Consider the following 22449-nt stretch of genomic DNA (forward strand, 5'->3'; position numbering starts at 1 on the left):
TGGAACTAATGAGGCCGTCCTTCAGCTATGCTTCGCGAGAAATTTCAATGGGTTGACGGGCTCGTTTCGTTGCATAATTTGAAAATGGAGATGAGGGCCGGTGCTTCTTCCAGTGTTTCCGATCAATCCGATCTTTTCACCGCGGACCACATCATCCCCGACTTTGGCGTCAATACGCTTCAAGTGCATATAGGTAGTTTGCAGATCGCCCAGATGATCAATGACGACGTAATTGCCTAGTCTGGCATCATATCCCGTGTCACTTACCGTTCCGTCGGCAGCGCTGAACACGACATCGCCGATCTCGCCGTCAATGTCGATGCCCGCGTGGAAGGTGGCTCTACCTGTGAAAGGATCCATCCGATATCCGAATCCGGATGTCAGCTTCTTGGACCGGGCCGGCCAGAAAGAGGGGTATGCATCAACCGTCGCCCTCTTGTGCTGGGCTTTGATCAGCGTCTGCTCCATGGATGCTTCCATTGCATCGACCATTTCGCTTAAAGCCTGGAAGTCTAGCGATGTATGCTGTGCAAGCATGGCGATCTGCATGGTGCTGCCGGGTGAAGCGATGTACGAAGGCGTCTGTTGTTTCGTGGATCGATTAGCCAGCGTCTGTACGATTCCGCCGACAGGCTTCCCTGATCCTGCCGCCGGCTCAGCGCTGGTCGTGTCGATAACCGAACCTCCGTATTTCTCGATAAACAGCTTAAGCTTGTTCTCGAGCTCATCAAGCTCGCTCATTTTAGTCTTCATCTCTTGCGCTTGGCGCGACAATTCCAGTATCTCTTGCTGCAGGGAGACGATCGCTTCATCCTTCCCGGCGATGACCTGATCCATCCCGGTAATCGTTTGTGTGAATTGTGCAGACTGGGAGGAGAGCTGATCCTCCAGATGCCTCAGTTCGTAGGCGGCCTTCAATTGAAGACCGGCAATGGCGCCAGTTACCGCAATCGCTGCGGCTACGGGAGCGACCACGACTGATCGCTTCGATACGGAGAATTGCTTCACTGTCTTGTCGGCGCCGCGCATCACAACAAATGACCATGTTGGCCTCCGCGCTCGTTTCACTGGTTTACTCCTTCCGGCCGGCAGTATAGTCGTGCAGAACGTTCTATGACTATTTATTCTTGAAAGCTATAAAACATACCAGAAAACTTATTCCTACCTAGTGGCATAACTAGATATCCATAGACGATTACTGATAAAAATCGTTGCGGGAAAGTTGAGTCCAAATCGTCAAAATCGTTCCGAATTGGGCTTGTACTCCCTGATGCAGGACAAAATGCCCGCTGAATTGCATACATGGAAAGCAGGGGGCTTAAACTAAGCAACGGCAATTGAACGAGCGAGCGGAGAAGGGGTGACGGCGTGGCAGGATGGCTATGGGGACTTATCGTGGTGCTAGCGCTCTATGCGGCCCAGCTGGCAGCCGTGCTAACGATGGAGTATAGGCGTCAGGCGCATTTGACAGCCTGGATACTGATTTGTATGGCATGCCCGTTTGCCGGCTTCGCTGCCTATCTTCTAATTGGAAGAAGAAAGCCTGAACACGTCATTCGTTCAACAGAGATCCAGTCGGCGAGCAAGCGGATTGAGCCGACGCCTGCGGGTCCGACAACCGGTCATGAGGAGAGGCCCATCAGTCAAATGGAAAAGTCGCTGGGCGCGCTCGCCGACTACCCTGTGACAAGACATAATCGTACGAAAATATTGACGAACGGAGAAGCAACATTCGAGGCGATCTTGCATGCCATGGCGTCAGCAAGGGATCACATTCATTTGGATTACTATACCATTCGCAATGATGGGATTGGGAGAAGATTTCTTGATATTCTGACAGAAAAAGCCCGCAAGGGCATAGAGGTCCGGGTCGTCTATGATGGCATCGGCAGCTTGAAGCTGGATGAAGGTTATCTGCGGACGCTGGATGAAGCGGGAGTTGCGCATGCATGCTTCGCACCGCCAAGATGGGCCTTTCTCGAACGGAAAATGAACTATCGCAACCATCGCAAAATCGCCGTCATTGACGGAAGGATCGGCTTTATCGGCGGTATTAATATTGGTGATGAGTATATTGGGCTTGATCCTAAGCTTGGGTTCTGGCGGGATACACATATCCAGGTGCAGGGAGACGCGGTCCATTATTTGCAAGAGACGTTCATGAGGGATTGGCTGCTCGCCAAGGGGGAGCGGCTTGAGCGGCTTGACCGTTATATGCCGGTGACTTCGATTAAGGATGAGGAACGGGTGATAATTGTACCTGGAGAGCCGGGCTCGAATGAGCAAGAGATTGTCGGTGCCTTGTTCGCTGCGATGGCATCAGCCCAAAGTCGGATTTATGCGGCTACTCCTTATTTTATTCCCGATCCTGCCATCGCGATGAGCTTGCGTATCGCAGCCGGGAGAGGTCTGGATGTGAGGCTGATCATCCCCGGAATTGCGGATTCCAAGCTAGTGCTGCTGTCGTCGTTATCTTATGTGCATGATATGCTGGAAGCAGGAGTGCGCATCTTTCGATACCAGAAGGGCTTTATCCACTCCAAAGTTCTTATTGTAGATAACGAGCTGGCATCGGTCGGCACCGCTAATTTGGATATGCGGAGCTTATACAGCAATTATGAGCTGCTTGCCCTGCTTTTCGGCGAAAAGCCGATTCGAAGGCTGGAGCGCGACTTTCTGGATGATCTTGCGCATAGCAAAGAAATTGAACTGAGGTCATTCGTCCAGCGGCCTGCGAGGCAGAAAGCGGCGGAAGCCATCATGCATATCCTGTCCCCGCTGCTATGATGATGAATGAGCCAGGACATAATGGGGCATATTTTTTTCGTAGGAAGATCATGATTCCAGCATAACCAGGAGGCGAGCTCAATGAGCGATCAGCATGATACGGAAAAAAACGCTGAACCGTTTCTCGAAGGCAGAGACACGTATGACATGGATATAGACCGTATGGTGAATGAGGGGTTGGGCGGGGGCCAGGTTACGATTCATAACGGCTTGATCGCCGAATCAACCACTGATACCATGGTGGACAATCCGGAGGAACACTAATGGATACTGCAAGAGCCAAACAAATTTACGAATCCAAAGGCACGCATGCCGTTCATCTGGAGGGCAATTCCGTCTGGATCGAAAATGTGGATGAAGAAAATGGCACGGCGACCGTAACGGTAGGGAACAATCCTCTGCATACACAAACCGTATCGGTAGATCGGCTGCAAGAAGCAAAAGAATAGAAAAATAGGTGAAGCCCGAGTGATGCGGCCTGCGTGCCGCTGATCAGTTCGGGCTTTTCTGTGCTATCCGGGTTATCCGCCGTAAGCTTCGCGGAATGCTTCGCACAGTCTGATTCTATCCACATCCCATAACTCGGCGATTTCGGCGCTGACGTTATCCTCCCACCAATCGGCCTGCACCTTGCGGTTGCTCCGATTCTCAAAAATCCAGATCAGATTGGCGGCTACTTTTTTGACATAAATCGCTTCCGCCTGCTCCATCTTTTCCTTCGGAATCCATACCTTAAGCCGCTTGGCGGCGCGGTACAGCTCATTGCTGCAGGACCTACGGATTTTGCGAGCCGACGGATAGGCTGCGGCATGCTTTTGCGCATTAGGCTTCAAATGAACCGACTCCTCTCCACTCCCAATGTATGCGCCGCCGTCAAGGTTGGTCACGAGCCTATTGAGCGGTCATTTCGCCATGTTTTGCGCATAGGATAGGACATGTTCCATAGTGGAAGGCCGCAGCCTGCGTATGATAGAATAGGAAGGGCGATCCAGCATGCTGGGGCCGCAATTCAGAGATGGAGGTATCGCATGGATAGTTGGATTACCGATTTCATGGAACAGTTCGGCTACTGGGGCATCTTGCTGATGATTGCCTTGGAAAATCTGTTCCCGCCGATTCCTTCTGAGGTCATTCTTACCTTCGGCGGATTCATGACCACGTATACGAGCTTGACCGCGCTTGGAGTTATCGTGGTAGCTACACTGGGTTCCTTGATCGGAGCTATTATTTTGTTCTATATCGGCCGGTTGTTAGGTGTTGAACGCCTGGAGAAAATTGTGGACCGCTGGGGCCGCTTTCTGCGCGTGAAGAAGGAAGATATCCGCAAGGCAGACGCCTGGTTCGACAAATACGGCTACTGGGCTGTATTCATATGCCGAATGATTCCGCTTATCCGCAGTCTCATCTCATTGCCGGCCGGCATGTCGGGCATGAAGATTATGCCATTCCTGTTCTTCACCACAATCGGAACGCTGATTTGGAATACGATCCTTGTTACCGTGGGCGCGGCTGTTGGTGACAACTGGACCGAGATCGTTCATTTTATGGATGTATACTCTAATATTGCATATGCGTTAATTGCGCTGGTAGCCATTATTGTATTGATCTTGTATATTCGCAGAGCACGCAAGTTTTAAGTATAATAGTACAAATGACATACTTCATCTACACAAGATAAAGAAAGAGGGATACATATGAGTAAAAGCGTGGCAGACAAGCTGGGAACAGGCATTAGCCCACAGCAATTCGTGGACGGCATGACCAAAAACAAGGAAGCGTTTATTGGCTGGATGGAGCAATTCAGCTGGCCTTCTAATGAAGACCGTCAATTCTTCGAATCGCTGAATAATCGTGATGATCTGAGATGTCTGATTCTGATGGCAGACTGGTGCGGCGACGTCGTTCGCAACATTCCGGTTGTGTTCGGTGCGCTGGAGGTAAGCGGAATGCCAACGGAAGTGCTGATTATGGAAGAGAATCTGGATACAATGGATCAGTTTCTTACAATGGGAGGCCGTTCCGTGCCGATTGTGATCTTCGCGGATACTGAAGGCGCTGTACGGGGCCAATGGGGTCCACGTCCAGCCTATGTACAGGAGCCGATGGTTGCATTCAAACAAGCCAATACGGATCGTGAAGCACCGGATTACCAGGACAATCTGGCTGTAACGCGCCAGGAAATTATGCGTCGTTATGGCGAAGGCCCAGGCTATCAGGCCGACGTTGTAAGAGAGCTTCGCGAATTGCTGGAGTCGTTCTAAGCGATGAGCGGCGCACAATTCAAAGTAGAAACGTTCACGTTAGGTCCATTACAGACAAATGCTTATCTCCTGACTATCCAAGATGACGATGGCGAGCGCGGCTTTGTCATCGATCCCGGTATGAATCCCAGACGATTGTTGGAGCGCATTCAGGGAATGAAGATTGAAGCGATTGTGCTCACGCATGCGCATTTCGATCATATGGGCGGTGTCGACGAAGTAAGGAAGGCGGCAGGCTGCCCAGTCTATATACATGATTTGGAGGCGGATTGGTTGACTGATCCGCGCAAGAACGGATCAATGCGCTGGCAGGACGTAACGCCTCCGCTATCGACTGATGCCGCGGAGTATGCGTTGGATGAGGGACAGAAGCTGGAGCTAATAGGCCACACCTTCCGTGTCATGCACACACCGGGCCATTCGCCGGGAAGCGTAAGCTTGCTGTGTGGAGGCCATCTGTTCTCGGGAGACGTGCTCTTCAGGCAATCTGTCGGCAGAACGGATCTGCCAGGCGGCAAGGAGAGGGATCTATACGATTCCATCCGGAACAAGCTGTACGTGCTTGACCCTGAGACGATTGTCTATCCGGGCCATGGCGGCAGAACAACGATCGGATTTGAGAAAGCGAACAATCCCTATACGGCTTAACGACGGAAGCATTTCTGATGGCGGTTAGGGCCCCTCGGGAATGCTTCTTAAGGCTTGCCGAATCGATGCAAAGGATGGTGCTGAAGGATGGCAGACGCGACAAAGTGGCCGGCAGGCGATTCCATAGAGGAGCAGGGCGGCAAAACGAAGCTTACGGCAGAGGAGAAGGAAGCGGAGAGCGCTCGCATCATCGCGGGAATAGCGGCTCAATTGTCTATTCCATTGACGAAAGTGAAGTCAGCCGTATCGCTTCTGGATGAAGGCAATACAATTCCATTCATCGCTCGTTACCGCAAGGAGATGACCGGTGAGCTGGATGAAAACGATCTGAGATCGATCGAAGAAAAGCTGCAGTATATGCGTAATCTGGAAGAACGCAAGCGTGAGGTCATCCGTCTCATTGAAGAGCAGGGCAAGCTGACAGACTCGCTGAGCGCTTCAATTCAAGGCGCCGTTAAGCTGCAAGAGGTCGAAGACCTCTACAGGCCTTATCGCCAGAAACGGAAGACGAGAGCAAGCGTAGCGAAGGAGCGGGGGCTGGAGCCGCTTGCGCTGTGGCTATGGTCGCAGCCACGTCAAGGTGATCCGCTTGTTGAGGCTGCACGGTATATTAACGAGGAGAAGGGCGTACCTGCAGCACAAGACGCCCTTCAAGGAGCCAGCGACATCTTGGCGGAGAATATTGCCGACGATGCGGCTATTCGTTCATGGGTTCGGAAGTTCACGTTCGATCAGTCGCTGCTGCGCACAGAAGCGAAAAACGCAGACGCGGAATCCGTATACGAGATGTATTATCAGTACCAGGAGCCGGTTCGCAAGCTTCCTCCGCACCGGATCCTTGCCATTAATCGAGGCGAGAGGGAAGATGTGCTGCGTGTCGCTTTCGATACACCAGCCGACCGCGTGCATGAGCATATTAAGCGGAAGCTGCTTAGAAACGGGACTGCTCCTGCTGTGCGCGAAGTATTGGAGCATTTGATTGAGGATGCTTACAAGCGCCTGATTGCCCCATCGATCGAACGCGAGGTGCGCGGCGAATTGACAGAGAAGGCCGAAGAGCACGCCATTACGATCTTCTCGGAGAACCTGCGCAACCTGCTGCTGCAGCCGCCTGTACGCGGACATGTCGTGTTGGGTGTCGATCCCGCTTTCCGGACGGGCTGCAAGCTGGCGGTTGTCGACGACACCGGCAAGCTTCTGGATGTAGCGGTATGTTATCCGACGCCGCCGAATAATAAGGTGGCTGAAGCCGAGAAACTGGTGAGTAGCTTAATCGACAAGCATAAGGTGGAGCTGATCGTCATCGGCAACGGAACGGCTTCCCGCGAGACAGAGCAATTCATCGCAACCTTGATCGGCGCAAGGAAACAATCCGGCGGTCTCAAGTATATCATCGTCAATGAAGCGGGTGCATCCGTCTATTCCGCGTCCAAGCTGGCCCAGGAGGAATTCCCGAAGCTGGATGTGGCGGAGCGCAGCGCTGTGTCGATCGCCAGACGTCTGCAGGACCCGTTGGCAGAGCTCGTCAAGATCGAGCCGAAGGCGATTGGCGTTGGGCAATACCAGCATGACGTTAGCCAGAAGCGCCTTGACGAATCGCTCGGCGGCGTCGTGGAGTCTGCGGTTAACCATGTCGGCGTCGACGTGAATACGGCATCGGCTTCGCTGCTTTCCTATGTAGCAGGAGTCAACGCTACGCTTGCCAAAAATATCGTAAAGTATCGTGAGGAGAACGGACGTTTCACGAAGCGGGAGCAGCTTCAGAAGGTGCCGAGGCTAGGAGCCAAATCGTACGAGCAATGTATCGGCTTCCTGCGCATCCCGGATGGCGGGAACGCGCTCGATCGCACGCCGATTCACCCCGAATCCTACGAGGTGGTCGATCGACTGCTGCGCGAGCTGGACTTGAAGGCGGACAATCTCGGATCAGAAGCGGCGCGTGAGCGGCTGTCGGGTATCAATGCGACGGAGATAGCCGCTAGACTGCAGGTTGGCGTTCCAACACTGCGGGATATTATTGACAGCTTGCTGAAGCCAGGGCGGGATCCGCGTGAGGAGCTGCCGGCACCAATCTTCCATACGGACGTCCTGCAAATCGAGGATTTATCGCCCGGTATGGAGCTTCATGGAACGGTGCGCAATGTGATTGATTTCGGCGCATTTGTCGATATTGGCATTAAAAATGACGGTTTGGTCCACATCTCCCAATTGAGCGACAAGTTCGTCAAACATCCGATGGATGTTGTCTCAGTCGGCGATACGGTGACGGTGTGGGTACTGAGCGTCGACTTGAAAAAAGGACGTGTCAGCCTGACAATGAAGAAGCCGGACTGAGCGTGAATTTGGGAATGAATCAGCTTAAGGCATAGGTTAGATGCCATGGAAGCATAACAATAGGACAGCCTTTGAGGCTGTCCTATTGTTATGGGCATAGAGTCTGCTCTTACTCATTCGGCGTGCTGAGATTAGCATCGAATTCAGATCTCAATAGTCCGAAGACGAGTTCATCATGCCGGCTTCCGTTCGTGAAAATCATGCTTCTTAGTCGGCCCTCCAGGATAAAGCCGAGTCGCTCCTGCATCCGAATGGAGCTTTCGTTGAATCCGTATACGCTCGCTACGGCTTTCTCATAACGAAGCTCATGGAAGAAGTAGCGGAGCAGGAGCTGAACGGCTTCGAAGGCATAGCCCTTGCGCCAATGGTCACGGAAGATAGCGACACCGTATTTGAAGGTTCCGTTTCGGCTGTCGCAGCTATGGGCGCTGATACAGCCCACCAGCTCGCCATCCCGTTTTTCAATTGCAAGCATAGTGGAATCGCCTGTCGACACCTTGGCGGCTGTCTCTTCTGTCCAATGTCTAGTGCCCATCTCAGATCTGGGGAAATGGATCGCGTCCGAAGCCCGCGCGCTAACTGTATCTTGATCGTTGTTGTGGAATTGGTGCCAGTCCTCCGCCTCAATGGCGCGAAGCCTCACGATTGTTCCTGTCCAACCATTCATTGACTTATCCTCCTTTATGGAGTTTTATCCTCAACATACTACAGGAAGAGAAGCCATGTCTTGCTTATAATTGTTTATTACGATGGTCTATTAAAGGGCAGTATGGATTGAAAAAATCAATTAGTAATTTGAGGTAAGTTGATTGACAAACGAATGTAGAACGAATTACACTGTAATAGAAAAAGTTACAGTTTCATTTGACAAATAGAAAATAGGATTTGGGGAGGAAATAATATGTCTACAGAAGTGAAAGTGGAGAATGCGGTGGATGCTATGTTCTCCGAGGTGGTGCAGGGACGCCGTTCCGTGCGCAAATACGACAGCAGCGCTGTTATATCCGACAGTGAAATTATTGAGCTGCTGAAGGTGGCTACGCTGGCGCCGTCATCCTCCAATATGCAACCGTGGCGTTTTCTCGTTGTGACGGACCCGGAGCTTAAGCAGAAGCTTGTCCCGATCGCGAACAATCAGCAGCAAGTTGGTGAAGCCTCCGCTATTGTACTGATACTGGCTGACCTGGAGATGTATAAGCTCGCTGGTCCGATCTATGAGGCTGCATTCGAAGCGGGATACATGACCGAGGAAATTAAAAACCGCATGATCGAGAACTCCACCAAGCTGTATCCCTCCCTGCCTGCCGAGCGATTGAAGGAAATTGCTGTATTCGATACCGGTCTGGTTGCGATGCAGCTAATGCTGGCTGCTCGTGCGAAGGGCTATGATACGGTGCCGATGGGCGGATACAACCGCGAAGAGGCGGCAAAGCTGCTTGGCGTATCCAGCCGTTATCTGCCGACGCTCATGCTGCCAATAGGCAAAGCAGCGGCGCCTGGCCATCCGACTACACGGTTGCCGATCGAGCAAGTGGCGTTTTTCAACCGCATGTAATTTAGACTCAACTTATGGTTATAACGGACCAACCCGGCTGCTCCGATTGGAGGCCGGGTTTTGTGTGCCCGCAGCTGCGGGGGCTCATCTGCACGCGATACGATGCGAAGCCGATGTATGGATTGGGGTTGTCATTGCATGACCGAACCGCTGTCATGTTCCTTCGGAGCTTGCTTGGTGCGGTAGAAATACCAGCAATCGTTCAGCAGCTTGATCTGCCGGCGGTCCTTCTGCTGGAATGCGCGCATCAGTTGGTTGCACAGCCACTGCGGCATACGCATCGTCCTCCTTCCGGGCCTAACCTGTTGTTCTATTACCATATGGCGGAGGGCGAATGTCCGTGCAGGTCCAACCGAATTAGCCTAGCTGTTCCTCTTCATATTCTTCGTACCACTGCTCTAATTGAGCCTGAAGCGCACGAATTTCAGTCAGGAGCGAAATAAGCGGATAAGACTTTTCCTCGATTCCTGCAAAATCCTTTTCCAAGCCGTTAATATATTGAAGGCCTCCAATGATGGAGATGGAAGCATCATGCAGATCGACATTGTCGCATTCAGCAAGCGCATACGGCAGGCTCGGCACGCGGTCTGCCGTCAATTTATCGATTTCTTTATGAAGACGCAGATTCAGCGCACTAAGCTGGTACGCGTGAGAAGCCGGCATCTCGACGAAGGACAGGGTATTCTCTTCTTTCATTAATACATAACGCATAGTAGCCATGATGGTGTAGCTCTCCCCTCGGTTTTGCTGCTCGATTTCTTGCAACGTATCATCATTCCTACTTGACAGTGTAGCTTATAAACGCGTTAAAATTCAAGTAGTTGGGGGAGGCTAAGTATGGATAATCAAGCTTTGCAGCAATGGGTGGAGCGGGTATCGCTAGAGTCATTCGGCAGGCCGTTCCTGCATAAGGCTATATTTAACGGAAGGTTAAAGGCGACAGGGGGACGGTACTTTACCCGAACCCATCATATCGAGATCAGTCCGCATCAGCTTGCCGCATTTGGCGTGGAGGAGACGGAGAAGATTATTAAGCATGAGCTATGCCACTATCATCTTCATCTGATGAAGCGAGGCTATCGCCATCGCGATGCCGACTTTAAAACCCTGCTCGCGCATGTAGGCGGCTCCAGATATTGCAATTCGCTTCCGGAACGGTCAGAAAAAAAAGCCATTCCTTACAAGTATAAGCTCATTTGCGTTCACTGCGGAATGGAATATTTGCGGAAACGGAAGGTCGACCCCGCGCGGTATGCCTGTGGTAAATGCAGGGGGAAATTAAAGCTGTTCTTGCTTGACAAGCATGACGGGCCATGATAAATTATTAGAAGTCACTTTAATATTCCCTGATAGCTCAGTTGGTAGAGCACTCGACTGTTAATCGAGTTGTCACAGGTTCGAGTCCTGTTCGGGGAGCCAATTATGGAGAAGTACCCAAGTGGCTCAAGGGGACCCTCTGCTAAGGGGTTAGACTGCGTAAGTGGTGCGAGGGTTCGAATCCCTCCTTCTCCGCCACATTTTTTCACAGGACTCATGCATAAGGAGGCCGAACATCGGTCTTTTTTACCACAGTAGAATGTATAAGTTTTCCGAGAGTATCGGATTTACTAATTCTATTTGGCGATAAAACCTACCTCTAAACGTGGTCGCTCGTCCTGAAAGACCTCGATAGAGGTTTTCTCATTTGCCCCTAAATTAAGGGGGAAATGAACTTGAAAAAAAGTGCTTGCAATATGCAGGACAAGTTGATATAATCGTTCTTGTCGCAAAAACGCGAAGGCAATAAACTTGCAACATGTGGCCCGTTGGTCAAGGGGTTAAGACACCTCCCTTTCACGGAGGTAACAGGGGTTCGAATCCCCTACGGGTCACCAACCATCCTCTAAGAAGCAGCTCTTATGAGTTCGTTTCCGTCATGAGAGCCATTAGCTCAGTTGGTAGAGCACCTGACTTTTAATCAGGGTGTCGAAGGTTCGAGTCCTTCATGGCTCACCAGTTTTCTTCTTCCCTCGAAGACAGCTGGCGATGAAGGGATAGGTACAACTTCAAATGTGCGGTAGTGGTGGAATGGCAGACACGCTATCTTGAGGGGGTAGTGGGTGTATACCCGTGGAGGTTCGAGTCCTCTCTACCGCACCATAACTTAAATGATTGAAACCCTTGGATATCAAGGGTTTTTTTGTTGTTTAGATTGTCTTAATTGCAACATTTATTATAAGACCTATTATGGGACAGTTTCATTAGCTGGACGCGTATGTAGGTGAAATAGCGTATGGTACACAGGAATTAAGCAAACGCAATGGATTGATTCAAGACGAGTTCATAATAGGGTACTGCGATGACAAGGGAATCTGACGCATAACAATGTTCGGGTAGCTACATCTTTAGACCTAATTTGTCGATATAAGGTATTGTGATAAATATTATGAAGTTGGGAGATTGGTAAAATGAAAACGGCATTACAGATTACAGGGGTTATCTTTATTTTAGCGGGAGTTATATTTGGTATCACTCAAATCTCGGGTCTAAAGGAAATAAAAGAAGATGTAGACTATTGGGAAAGAGCAGCAGCTCGAAGCAGTGATAACTATTTAATTGAACAACGATATCTCACGGAAAAAGCAAGCTATGAATCAAAGCTTGTTCTTACGATCTCATCTGTAGTGCTTGGTATTATAACGGGACTGTTTTTTCTAGCGTTGGCAACCATTATTAACTTACTTCAAAAACTTGTCAACAAGCAAATAAGTACGCCAGGTGTTCATTTAAATCATACTGAAACGGTCTAACACGTCAGAGTCTCTTTGGCAAAAGGGGCTCTTTTGTTTTGTAAATGTAATCTTTTCTTATAACCATCCATACCCACCAACACCCACTGTCCATGTGCTAACATGAAATTGAGGTGGAGCAGATGGATATAAGCGGAGCTAAGACAAAGTTATCACGGATAGCAGTCGATGATCTGGACTTTATATGCGATATTGAATGCAATAGAGAGCTTTGGCAATATGAAGAAGCGGTGCAGACAGATCGTGAGGCTGTGCGTCAGGCTTATCTCAATAAGATCAATAGCAATACTGAGCATCATTATGATTTCATCGTCTATCTGGAGGCTGAAGGCATTCGAACGCCAATTGGCTTGGCTCAGATATGGAGCTACAACGAGTATAGGAAGAGCTGGGAAATTGGATTTGCGATTCTTCCCCCTCATAGCGGGCATGGCTATGGTACAGAGGCTGCTGAGTTTTTATTAAAATTTGCATTTGAAGTGCTGCAAGCTCATAAGGTCGTAGGCATGTGCAATGCAAAAAACTCGCGTTCTGCAGACCTGATGGAGCGTATTGGCATGACCAGAGAAGCTGTGTTCAAGGAAGAGTTGTATTGGTGCAAGCGATGGACGGATCAATATTTTTACTCCATCCTGGAGAGGGAATATTACGGGGCTTGATCGATGGAAGGCAAACTTGCAGTTAGCGAAATCGTACAGGAAGATAAAATTTATGATTCTAAAATGGTCATTTGGTGCTTAGAATAGAAATTAGAGAGCGACGGTCATCGCTCTCTGTTCAAGACATTATGAGGCGGCATGTCCTCCGAATGTTGTGGAAGAAAATGACTCGTCAGGCCGTCAACCAATGGCGAGTTATTTTCGTTTCAAGTAACCGAGCAATGCAAGAAGAAAAGTACCAAGCATGATGACTTCCACAGTTGTATACGTCATTCGGCATCACTCCTTTCCTGGGAGGGAATGCCACTTCAGGCGTCTATACTTCATGAATATGGATATTTTATGAAACTAGAACTACTTTTTCGTTGTTTTGTAACTATGCTGCACCTTTTCGAATGGTTATGAGTGCAATCTCATGGTCATTTTGAAGGGTGTATTTGCCGTATCTATTGAACGCTTCCCTTCTCGTCAACAACGCTTCCAATAGGTACATCCTCCTGCATTCGCTTCGGTGTATAATGGTATACATAAAATTGTCTACTTTATTTATTCCTTGAGCGTATAGGATGATGGCTTTTGATAGATGTGAGGAGAGTGGACGAATTGGTTCGTGCGAAAGTGATGCTTGTCGAGGACGATTTGGAATGGAGCAATGGCTTGCAGCTGTATTTCTCCAACGAATCCGATTTTGAGATCGTTTCTTGCGTAGCTACAAAAGAAGCCTGTATGTCAGCCTTAGAAGAAATGTCGGTTGATGTCATTCTTATGGACATTATATTAGGGGATGCTGAAGCGTCAGGTCTGGATGCCGCGCTGGATATCTCGCATCTCTATCCCAAAATTAAAATCATTATGGTGAGCTCTCTTGACAATGATGATGAAGTGTTTAATGAGGCTTTTCTAAACGGTGCGTATGACTTTGTCTATAAGAGTGAATTTGAACAGATTCCCGGGGTTATTGCAAATGCAATGAAGGATCAGGAGACCAAGTATGGCCCGAGGTTAAAGAAGCTCGTCTACGATAAGAAGAAGAAACTGTTAAATCCGTATGATGCCCTGCTTCTAAAGCTTATTCTGGAGGGGAAGACGCAGCAGGAAATTGCGGATATGAACAGCGTTAGCCTGTCAGCGGTGAAAAAGCATGTCAGCCGTGTTCTGGCGAAGTTTATGTGGAGTCGCTCTACTAGAGAGTTGGCTGAGAAATGCCAGAAGTGGGGACTGCTGGATTGAAAGGAGCGGCGCAATGATTATCGTTTTTTTCTTGATTGTATTTGTTGTCATGACGCCGATCAGTATTTATTTGCTGATTACTCAGAGAGAAAGTCGCTTGCTCGTATGGGGTGCGCTAATCATCTTTACAGGGGGCTTAAGCGGACTTCAAGTCCTCTTGGAAAAGCTTGTGCTCCCGTACATGCAATCCGCTGATGCAAGCGCTATTTGGCAAATTTCGTTGTATGTTGTGACGGCTTTCTTGAATATTATCATTCATACCTTTCCTTATTATTTGATTCTTGTTTTTTTTATGCACTATGCGGGTTATTCCGAGTCGATTGTGATTGGCCTATTACTTGTTCCAGCCTTGCTGTCGTTTTTATTCAGCGATATCTTTCCGACTCCACGAATGAATTACTCTTACATATTAAGCTGGGGAGTCCCCTATTTGTTAATCTCCATCATGCTATTTGCAAAAGGTTTTTTGAAGGTGGAAAAGGTGAGAAGGAAGCAACTGCAATATGTAGGCTTCGGCATAATTTTTTTGATCCCTGTATTCTTATTGTTGCTCCTGCAACTGGAAGGCATATACTTTCAATCTCCTGTAGAAATACTCATTTTTATTCCAATATTAGGTCTGATCAGTTTGTTGTTAGGTTTGATCTTCTATGTACATAAGGTATACACTCACTTCGAGTCCGTAACCGTGCTTAATAAAATGCAAGTGGGTACGAGCTTGATGCAGCACGCATTCAAAAATGCGATTACCAAAAATAAGCTGCACGCTCTTAACATTCAACGAAGCCTGGAGTCCAATCAATATGAGATTATCAACAATCAATTGACCAGTTTGCTCAAATCCAATGACCATCTCATGGGGATGGTATCCAAGCTATCTTATTTAACGCAGAGCCGTATTACCTTAGATCTTGAATCGAGCGACCTATCACTTGTGTTGGATGAAGCGATCGACCAGTTTCATCAAACGTCCATTACGTTTGAGAAGCGATATGGCTCTGCAATTGTACAGATTGATCGCACGCTTATGGCGGAATGTTTTTCGAACATTATTAGCAATGCGGTCGAGGCGATGGAGGGACGGGGGCAAATTACCGTTGCTGCAGAAAAGATCAATCGGCATGTGAGTATCCAATTCACAGATACAGGCAGAGGGATGAATAAGGAACAGCTTGACAAAATATTCGAACCGTTTTATTCCACGAAGCACAAATCAGGACAAAATTTTGGACTTGGCATGTTTCATGTCAAAAAAATAGTGAATGCGCATCGAGGTAAGGTAAAAGTGACGAGCCAGCTTGGGAAAGGGACGACTGTCACACTTATTTTATCCTAGTTCGTTTTAAGGAGTCTCCGATATAGAGGCTTCTTCTTTTTTGGGTCCATGGTTGCGTATAAGGATAAATGCAATGTACATATAGGCAGCAAGGTGGACATATATTTGTCTACTGGTTGCCCCAAATCTAGTCGTGATAGACTATTCCCGATAGATAGATGCGGCATAATTGCGCACAAAAAGCCTATCCAAGGAGACTAGAGAAATGGGTAAACAAAAGCGAGTAGGCAAAATAGTATGGCAGGTTGGGCTGGCGTTGCTGCTCATCTGGACAGGAATGCCTTTTTGGGGAGGAGAGATGGCCCAAGCTTCCATAAGCGGGCAGCCGGCAATCCAAAGTACCTCGACTCTATTTGCAGGCGGGGATGGTTCTGCCGAGAACCCCTATCAGATTGCAACGGCGGAGCAACTGAACGCCATCAGGAATGTGAATACCTTTGATGTACATTTTAAGTTGATAAATAATATTGATTTATCGGGCTTTGGCTCAGGTGAAGGCTGGGTGCCGATTGTCGGGAAGGAAAATATGTTCGGCGGGACCTTTGATGGGCAAGGGTATGTAATTAATGGTTTGACGATTAATCGCAATATGGTGAATCAAGGGCTATTTGCTGACAATTATGGAGTCGTTAAGAATGTAAAGCTTGAGGAAGTAGCCATCGGGCTGAACCGTTCAGATCTTTCATATCGTCAGATTGGCGGTATTGCTGGATTAAATAACGGATTAATTGTTGATTCACACGTTAAGGGAAAAGTGAAAGGTTACGGAGTTACCGGCGGCGTGGCAGGATTTAATAGAGGAGTCATTCGTCGATCTTCCTTTAATGGTGAAATTAATGCGAGTTTTACGGGCGGTGGTATAGCGGGACAAAGTCTTGGGGAGATTACCGAATCGTATGCCAAAGGTAAAGTAACCGTGTTGTCTAATGATGGAGGAGGTTTGATTGGGGATAGCTCAGGCAAGGTTAGTTATTCATACGCCGATGTGATTGTTAAGGGTGAAGAATATGTCGGCGGTCTAACAGGAAGTCAATATTTAGGGGAGATTAAAGATTCATACGCGGTTGGCACTGCATCGGGCAAACGTTATGTGGGTGGATTAATTGGGTATACGTGGAACGAGGAAGTTACTGTTGGCTCCTACTGGAATAAAAGTAAATACACCGCTTCCCCTCCGAACAATGGAATTGGCATTGCAGCTACTGACGGAGAAATGAAACAGCGCATTACATATTCAGATTGGGATTTTGCGAACGTCTGGTATCAGTATGATGGATATGATCCGTTTCTGCGATGGCAGGACCCCTATAAGAAAACGACTATTCGCATGGATTCCAATGAGCTTGTTGTTGGTGATGGAATCACACCTGTTCATGTTATCGCTGAACATCAGCATCAAGAATATGATGTAACTCGCGACGCCGAATTTGTCGTAATTGAAGGGGAACAAATTATCGATGTGAGCGAAGCAGGGGAAGTAACTCCTAAAGCGGCAGGAGAAGCGGTAATTTCCGTAAAGATTTATGACGAGACTTTCGATGTGGAGATAGAAGTTTTACCCCATTATACGATTAGTGGAGTTGCCGATCCCGCTTCTTATCCAGTAGATAATCGCGCATCGGAGGATGAGATTGGTCTTCCGGTGACGGTACGGGCTTCTTTGCAACCGCGAGACATGACAGTGGATATTCCAGTAGAATGGATCGATGCGGATGAAAACAATCCATTTCAGGCGGGGGTACCGGGTACGTATCGTTTTAACGGCAGCTTGGTGAACTTACCTGAGAATATGAAGAATACGAATGACATAACGACAACGGTTGATGTGACAGTAGGCAATCCTTATTTTATCGTGACATATGAGAGTAATGGCGGAAGCGATGTTGCGTTGGGCAAGGTGGAACATGGCGCCTCAGCGACAAGTCCTGTCCCTCCTGCAAAGAAGGGGTATACGTTTGAAGGGTGGTATGCCGACAAGGTACTGACTGAAAGCTATGATTTCAGCTCGGTTGTTACAGAAGAGGTAACTCTGTATGCGAAATGGAAGGCCAATAAGTATGAGATTACGTTTGTTAATACGGGAGGAGGAGCTTCTCCAATATCTCAAACGAAACAGTACGGCTCGCTGTATGGAAAAGGGGCTGATGGAGATACGGATGAACCATTGCCTGTACTAACGAATCCGCCAGGACGAACGTTTAAATGGTGGTTTGTAAGTGGCTCATTAGAAACTGTAATAACAGACGAGACTACTGTAAGCATAGACCAGAATCATATGTTATTACCTTATTTTGATTATAACGAGTACGTCGTTTCTTTTGATGCTTTAGGCGGTACGGTTAATCCGGCTGCTCAAACGAAACGATATCGATCCACGTATGGCAGAGCGGCCAATGGCTACTCAGAAGAGTTGATGCCAACGCCAACGAAACCTGGGCATACGTTTAACGGCTGGTATGCCAATGCCGATGCTACAGGTTCTGTTATCTACAATAATACTTACGTTGATGAAACCAGGGATCATACCTTGTATGCCAAGTGGACGATCAATAGCTATACAATAAGTTATGACAGTGATGGCGGCAGCATGGTTGCAAGCGAAAGCGTGGAATATGGCGGGCTTGCGGCAATGCCTGCCGTCCCTATCAAAGAAGGTTATACATTTGCCGGGTGGCATACCGACAAGGAACTAACTGAAAGCTATAGCTTTAACACGCCAGTGATCGGCAATATGACTTTGTACGCCAAATGGACAATAAAAAGCTATCCTGTGAGCTTTGACAGCACTGGAGGAAGTGTCATGGAGGGCGAGTACGCAGAACATGGCAAGATGGTAGCTGTGCCTGCTCCTCCGACCAAAACGGGCTTTACGTTTAGCGGTTGGTATACCGACATAGCATTGACTGATGAATATCACTTCAGCTTGCCAGTGACCGGTGACCTGACCTTGTACGCCAAATGGACAATGATTAGCTACACGGTGGTCTATGACAGCACTGGCGGCAGTGCAATTGCAAGCGAAACTGTGAAATATGGCGATTCAATAGCCATACCGGACCAGCCGACAAAAAAAGGCTATACATTTGAAGGCTGGTATACTGACAAGGAACTGACTGAAAGCTATGACTTCAACTTGCCAGTGACCGGTGATCTGTCCCTATTCGCCAGCTGGAGCATCAATTTGTACACGATTACGTTTGACGCCGGAACGGTGGAATTGGCGACTCAAATAAAACGATATGGCTCCGAATACGGCAAAGGTGCCGATGGCAGCATGGAAGAACGGTTGCCAATACCATCGAAACTCGGATACTCGTTTGGAGGCTGGTATGCTGATGCGGGGGCAACGGGGCCAGTCATTACAGACTTGACCATTGTTACTGAAGCACGAGATCATACTTTGCACGCGAAGTGGACAATCAACAGCTTAACAGTGAGTTATGACAGTAATGGCGGCAGCACGGTTGTCAGCGAAAGCGTGAAGTATGGCGACGTTGCGGCTGTACCTGATCAGCCGACCAAAGCGGGTTATACATTTGCCGGTTGGTTTACTGACAAGGAACTGACCGAAGGCTATGACTTCAGCTTGCCGGTGACGGGCGACATCACCTTGTACGCCGCATGGTTGGTCAATAGTTACACGGTAGCCTATGAGAGCAATGGCGGCAGTGCTGTTGCGAGCGAGCGTGTGGATGATGGCAAGTCAGCAGCGGAGCCTGCATCACCGACCAAAGCGGGTTATACATTTGCCGGTTGGTTTACTGACAAGGAACTGACTGAAAGCTATGACTTCAGCTTGCCGGTGACGGGTGACATCACCTTGTACGCCGCATGGTTGATCAATAATTACACGGTAGCCTATCAGAGCAATGGCGGCAGCACGGTTGTCAGTGAAAGCTTGAAGTATGGCGACGCTGCGGCTGTACCAGATGAGCCGACCAAAGCGGGTTATACATTTGCCGGTTGGTTTACTGACAAGGAACTGACTGAAAGCTATGACTTCAGCTTGCCGGTAACCGATGATCTGACCTTGCATGCCAAATGGACAGAACCAACACCGTCAACACCGATCAGCTACACGATTACCTATGAAAGCAATGGCGGCAGTGCTGTTGCGAGCGAGCGTGTGGAGGATGGCAAGATGGCAGCCGAGCCTGCACCACCGACCAAAGCGGGTTATACATTTGCAGGTTGGTTTACTGACAAGGAACTAACTGAAAGCTATAACTCCAGTTTGCCGGTGACGGGCGATATTACCTTGTATGCCAAATGGGCAGAACCAACACCGTCAACACCGGACAGCTACACGGTAACTTATGAAAGCAATGGTGGTAGTGCTGTTGCAAGCGAGCGTGTGGAGGATGGCAAGATGGCAGCCGAGCCTGCATCACCGACCAAAGCGGGTTATACATTTGACGGTTGGTTTACTGACAAGGAACTAACTGTAGGCTATGACTTCAGCTTGCTGGTGACGGGTGACATCACGTTGTATGCCAAATGGACAGAAACAACACCATCAATACCGAACAGCTACACGATTACCTATGAAAGCAATGGCGGCAGTGCTGTTGCGAGCGAGCGTGTGGAGGATGGCAAGATGGCAGCCGAGCCTGCATTACCGACTAAAGCGGGTTATACATTTGCCGGTTGGTTTACTGACAAGGAACTAACTGAAAGCTATAACTTCAGCTTGCCAGTGACGGGCGACATCACCTTGTATGCCAAATGGACAGAACCAACACCGTCAACACCAAACAGCTTCACGATTACCTATCAAAGCAATGACGGCAGTGCTGTTGCAAGCGAGCGTGTGGATGATGGCAAGATGGCAGCCGAGCCTGCATCACCGACCAAAGCGGGTTATACATTTGCCGGTTGGTATACTGATAAGGAACTAACTGAATTCTATGATTTCAGCTTACCAGTGACGTTCGACATCACCTTGTATGCCAAATGGACAGAAACAACACCATCAATACCGAACAGCTACACAATTACCTTTGAAAGCAATGGCGGCAGTGCTGTTGCAAGCGAGCGTGTGGAGGATGGCAAGATGGCAGCCGAGCCAGCACCACCGACCAAAGCAGGTTATACATTTGCAGGCTGGTACACAGACAAGGAACTGACCAAAAACTATGACTTCAGCTTGCCAGTGACGGTCGATATCACCTTGTATGCGAAATGGATCCCGAAGCAAACAGGCGGCAATAGCGGAGGTATCGGCACGCCTGCTGCGCCAGATTTGGAGCTCGAGGACTTAAAAATTGAGCTTCTTGTGAATGGCCTTGCGGAAAGCATCGGAATTGCAACGGCAACTACAATAAACAATCAAACCAAAATGTTAATTACAATTGACCGTGAGCAATTAGAAGCTGTACTTGCCGCAAAAGATATTGGCGCAACAATTACAATTCCGATGATGATGCCATCTGATATTGCCGCAGTTGAATTTAATGGAGAAATGGTCAGCTACATGGACCAACTGGGCACTGTGATCGTCATACAGACAGAAAAAGCTACCTACACTCTGCCTGTGCAGCAAATGAATAGTAATGTCATCACACAGTATTTTGGAGAAAATGTTGAGATTAAGGATATGAAGATTCATATCGAGCTTTCATCACCTGAGGATGATATTGTTCAAATCGTAAGTACTGCTGCCGAGCTGGAGCAATTCTCATTGGTTGTCAAGCCGCTCGAGTTTAAGGTAACAGTTACTTACCAAGATAAAAGTGTTGAGGTTTCTAAATTCAATGCTTATGTGGAAAGAACGATCGTTTTGCCTGATGACATAGACCCGAACCAAATAATAACAGGTGTCGTCATTGAACCTGACGGAACAGTGCGTCATGTGCCGACTAAGGTTGTGTTCCAGAATGGCAGCTATTATGCCGTTATTAACAGTATGACAAACAGCACTTATGCAGTTGTCAAAAAGACGGTTCAATTCCAAGACCTGTCACAACATTGGGCTCAGCAAACGGTGCATGATGTAGGATCTCGTATGATCATTAATGGAAATGGGAAGGGAATGTTTTTGCCGGATCAGGATATTACACGTGCGGAATTTGCTGCAATCCTTATGCGGGGTCTGGGTATCAGAATGGAAAGCGGAATGTCGCGCTTTACCGATGTAAGTGAAAACGATTGGTATAACTCGGCAGTTCAAGCAGCATATAATTATGGCATAATAGAAGGTTTTGCAGACGGTACCTTCCGTCCGACTGACAAGGTAACGAGGGAACAGGCCGTTGCAATGCTGGCAAGAGCGATGGAGCTAACCGGCTTGCAACAGGAGATGGGAACTGGGGATATTGAGAATGCATTACATTCTTTTATGGATGCCAACCTGATATCGGATTGGGCAAAATCTAGTTTTGCACTCACTATCGACGCCGGCCTCATTTCTGGGAAATCTGATTCCTTGCTGGATCCTCAGGCTTACACAACAAGAGCGGAAGCAGCTGTGCTTATTTATAAGCTTTTGCAAAAGTCGGATTTGATTTAAAAATTTTCACTTCTAAAATGATAAACCGCTGCTTAGAATAGAAATTAGAGAGCGAGGTCATCGCTCTCTGTTCAAGACATTATGAGGCGGCATGTCCTCCGAATGTTGTGGAAGAAAATGACTCGTCAGGCCGTCAACCAATGGCGAGTTATTTTCGTTTCAAGTAGCTGAGCAATGCAAGAAGAAAAGTACCAAGCATGATGACTTCCACAGTTGTATACGTCATTCGGCATCACTCCTTTCCTGGGAGGGAATGCCACTTCAGGCGTCTATATTTCATAAATATGGATATTTTATGAAACTAGAACATATTTTTTAAGCCGTGGGACAGTGCCCCACGGC

General features: G+C 48.3%; 19 protein-coding genes and 5 tRNA genes. 19 read left to right on the forward strand and 5 right to left on the reverse strand.

What is annotated here, in order from left to right; all coding sequences use genetic code 11:
- Positions 1–21 precede the first annotated feature (21 nt).
- Positions 22–1068: a M23 family metallopeptidase gene (locus D3P07_RS12945; RefSeq protein ID WP_147384511.1), complete on the reverse strand. Its 1047-nt coding sequence runs from the start codon at positions 1066–1068 to the stop codon at positions 22–24.
- 300 nt (positions 1069–1368) lie between these two features.
- On the opposite strand from D3P07_RS12945, the gene cls reads away from it, so the two are divergent.
- The 3 genes from cls (at position 1369) to D3P07_RS12960 (ending at position 3236) form a co-directional block, all read left to right on the forward strand.
- Positions 1369–2787 (forward strand): cardiolipin synthase, encoded by a 1419-nt coding sequence (gene cls, locus D3P07_RS12950; RefSeq protein WP_119800622.1) that lies wholly within the window; start codon positions 1369–1371, stop codon positions 2785–2787.
- An 81-nt stretch (positions 2788–2868) separates the two neighbouring features.
- On the forward strand, positions 2869–3051 hold the full coding sequence (locus D3P07_RS12955) for a hypothetical protein (RefSeq protein ID WP_119800623.1): 183 nt from the start codon (positions 2869–2871) through the stop codon (positions 3049–3051).
- Entirely contained in the window at positions 3051–3236 is a 186-nt protein-coding gene (locus D3P07_RS12960; RefSeq protein WP_119800624.1) for an H-type small acid-soluble spore protein, read from the forward strand. Before D3P07_RS12955 ends, D3P07_RS12960 begins: the two co-directional genes overlap by 1 nt.
- A 72-nt stretch (positions 3237–3308) precedes the next feature.
- On the opposite strand, the gene D3P07_RS12965 is transcribed toward D3P07_RS12960, so the two are convergent.
- Positions 3309–3620, reverse strand: a complete 312-nt coding sequence (locus tag D3P07_RS12965) for a dehydrogenase (RefSeq protein ID WP_119800625.1) — start codon at positions 3618–3620, stop codon at positions 3309–3311.
- A 195-nt stretch (positions 3621–3815) separates the two neighbouring features.
- Between D3P07_RS12965 and D3P07_RS12970 the strand changes: the two genes are divergently transcribed.
- The 4 genes from D3P07_RS12970 (at position 3816) to D3P07_RS12985 (ending at position 8030) form a co-directional block, all read left to right on the forward strand.
- On the forward strand, positions 3816–4424 hold the full coding sequence (locus tag D3P07_RS12970; protein WP_119800626.1) for a DedA family protein: 609 nt from the start codon (positions 3816–3818) through the stop codon (positions 4422–4424).
- Between the two features lie 57 nt (positions 4425–4481).
- The gene (locus D3P07_RS12975) at positions 4482–5048 is read left to right on the forward strand and encodes a thioredoxin family protein (RefSeq protein WP_119800627.1); all 567 of its coding nucleotides are present in this window, start codon (positions 4482–4484) and stop codon (positions 5046–5048) included.
- A gap of 3 nt (positions 5049–5051) precedes the next feature.
- Positions 5052–5696, forward strand: coding sequence for an MBL fold metallo-hydrolase (locus D3P07_RS12980; protein WP_119800628.1), 645 nt, complete (start codon positions 5052–5054; stop codon positions 5694–5696).
- Positions 5697–5783: 87 nt separating this feature from the next.
- The gene (locus D3P07_RS12985) at positions 5784–8030 is read left to right on the forward strand and encodes a Tex family protein (protein WP_182914300.1); all 2247 of its coding nucleotides are present in this window, start codon (positions 5784–5786) and stop codon (positions 8028–8030) included.
- Between the two features lie 109 nt (positions 8031–8139).
- Here the strand turns inward: D3P07_RS12985 and D3P07_RS12990 are convergent, their stop codons facing one another.
- Positions 8140–8697 carry a GNAT family N-acetyltransferase gene (locus tag D3P07_RS12990; RefSeq protein ID WP_119800629.1) on the reverse strand — a complete coding sequence of 186 codons (558 nt, stop codon included), beginning with the start codon at positions 8695–8697 and terminating at the stop codon, positions 8140–8142.
- 234 nt (positions 8698–8931) lie between these two features.
- Here D3P07_RS12990 and D3P07_RS12995 point away from each other — a divergent pair, with 234 nt between their 5' ends.
- Positions 8932–9585 carry a nitroreductase family protein gene (locus D3P07_RS12995; protein ID WP_119800630.1) on the forward strand — a complete coding sequence of 218 codons (654 nt, stop codon included), beginning with the start codon at positions 8932–8934 and terminating at the stop codon, positions 9583–9585.
- A gap of 131 nt (positions 9586–9716) precedes the next feature.
- Here the strand turns inward: D3P07_RS12995 and cmpA are convergent, their stop codons facing one another.
- Both cmpA and D3P07_RS13005 read right to left on the reverse strand, forming a co-directional pair.
- Positions 9717–9860 (reverse strand): cortex morphogenetic protein CmpA, encoded by a 144-nt coding sequence (cmpA, locus tag D3P07_RS13000; protein WP_119800631.1) that lies wholly within the window; start codon positions 9858–9860, stop codon positions 9717–9719.
- 82 nt (positions 9861–9942) lie between these two features.
- Positions 9943–10305, reverse strand: a complete 363-nt coding sequence (locus tag D3P07_RS13005) for a hydrolase/acyltransferase (protein ID WP_119800632.1) — start codon at positions 10303–10305, stop codon at positions 9943–9945.
- 117 nt (positions 10306–10422) lie between these two features.
- Between D3P07_RS13005 and D3P07_RS13010 the strand changes: the two genes are divergently transcribed.
- From D3P07_RS13010 to D3P07_RS13060, 11 genes are all read left to right on the forward strand, one after another.
- The gene (locus D3P07_RS13010; RefSeq protein ID WP_119800633.1) at positions 10423–10902 is read left to right on the forward strand and encodes a SprT family protein; all 480 of its coding nucleotides are present in this window, start codon (positions 10423–10425) and stop codon (positions 10900–10902) included.
- 26 nt (positions 10903–10928) lie between these two features.
- Positions 10929–11004, forward strand: a tRNA-Asn gene (locus D3P07_RS13015).
- A 5-nt stretch (positions 11005–11009) separates the two neighbouring features.
- Positions 11010–11100: transfer RNA gene (locus D3P07_RS13020), tRNA-Ser, on the forward strand.
- Positions 11101–11384: 284 nt separating this feature from the next.
- Positions 11385–11459, forward strand: a tRNA-Glu gene (locus D3P07_RS13025).
- A gap of 45 nt (positions 11460–11504) precedes the next feature.
- Positions 11505–11580, forward strand: a tRNA-Lys gene (locus tag D3P07_RS13030).
- A gap of 58 nt (positions 11581–11638) precedes the next feature.
- Positions 11639–11724: transfer RNA gene (locus tag D3P07_RS13035), tRNA-Leu, on the forward strand.
- A gap of 308 nt (positions 11725–12032) precedes the next feature.
- Positions 12033–12374, forward strand: a complete 342-nt coding sequence (locus D3P07_RS13040; protein WP_119800634.1) for a hypothetical protein — start codon at positions 12033–12035, stop codon at positions 12372–12374.
- A gap of 122 nt (positions 12375–12496) precedes the next feature.
- Positions 12497–13033 (forward strand): GNAT family N-acetyltransferase, encoded by a 537-nt coding sequence (locus D3P07_RS13045; RefSeq protein WP_119800635.1) that lies wholly within the window; start codon positions 12497–12499, stop codon positions 13031–13033.
- 585 nt (positions 13034–13618) lie between these two features.
- Entirely contained in the window at positions 13619–14263 is a 645-nt protein-coding gene (locus D3P07_RS13050) for a response regulator (RefSeq protein WP_259391495.1), read from the forward strand.
- A 13-nt stretch (positions 14264–14276) separates the two neighbouring features.
- Positions 14277–15599 (forward strand): sensor histidine kinase, encoded by a 1323-nt coding sequence (locus tag D3P07_RS13055; protein WP_182914301.1) that lies wholly within the window; start codon positions 14277–14279, stop codon positions 15597–15599.
- A 205-nt stretch (positions 15600–15804) separates the two neighbouring features.
- On the forward strand, positions 15805–22107 hold the full coding sequence (locus D3P07_RS13060) for an InlB B-repeat-containing protein (protein WP_119800638.1): 6303 nt from the start codon (positions 15805–15807) through the stop codon (positions 22105–22107).
- Positions 22108–22449: the final 342 nt, after the last annotated feature.

It is taken from the genome of Paenibacillus sp. 1011MAR3C5 (assembly GCF_003591485.1).
GTDB lineage: Bacteria > Bacillota > Bacilli > Paenibacillales > Paenibacillaceae > Pristimantibacillus.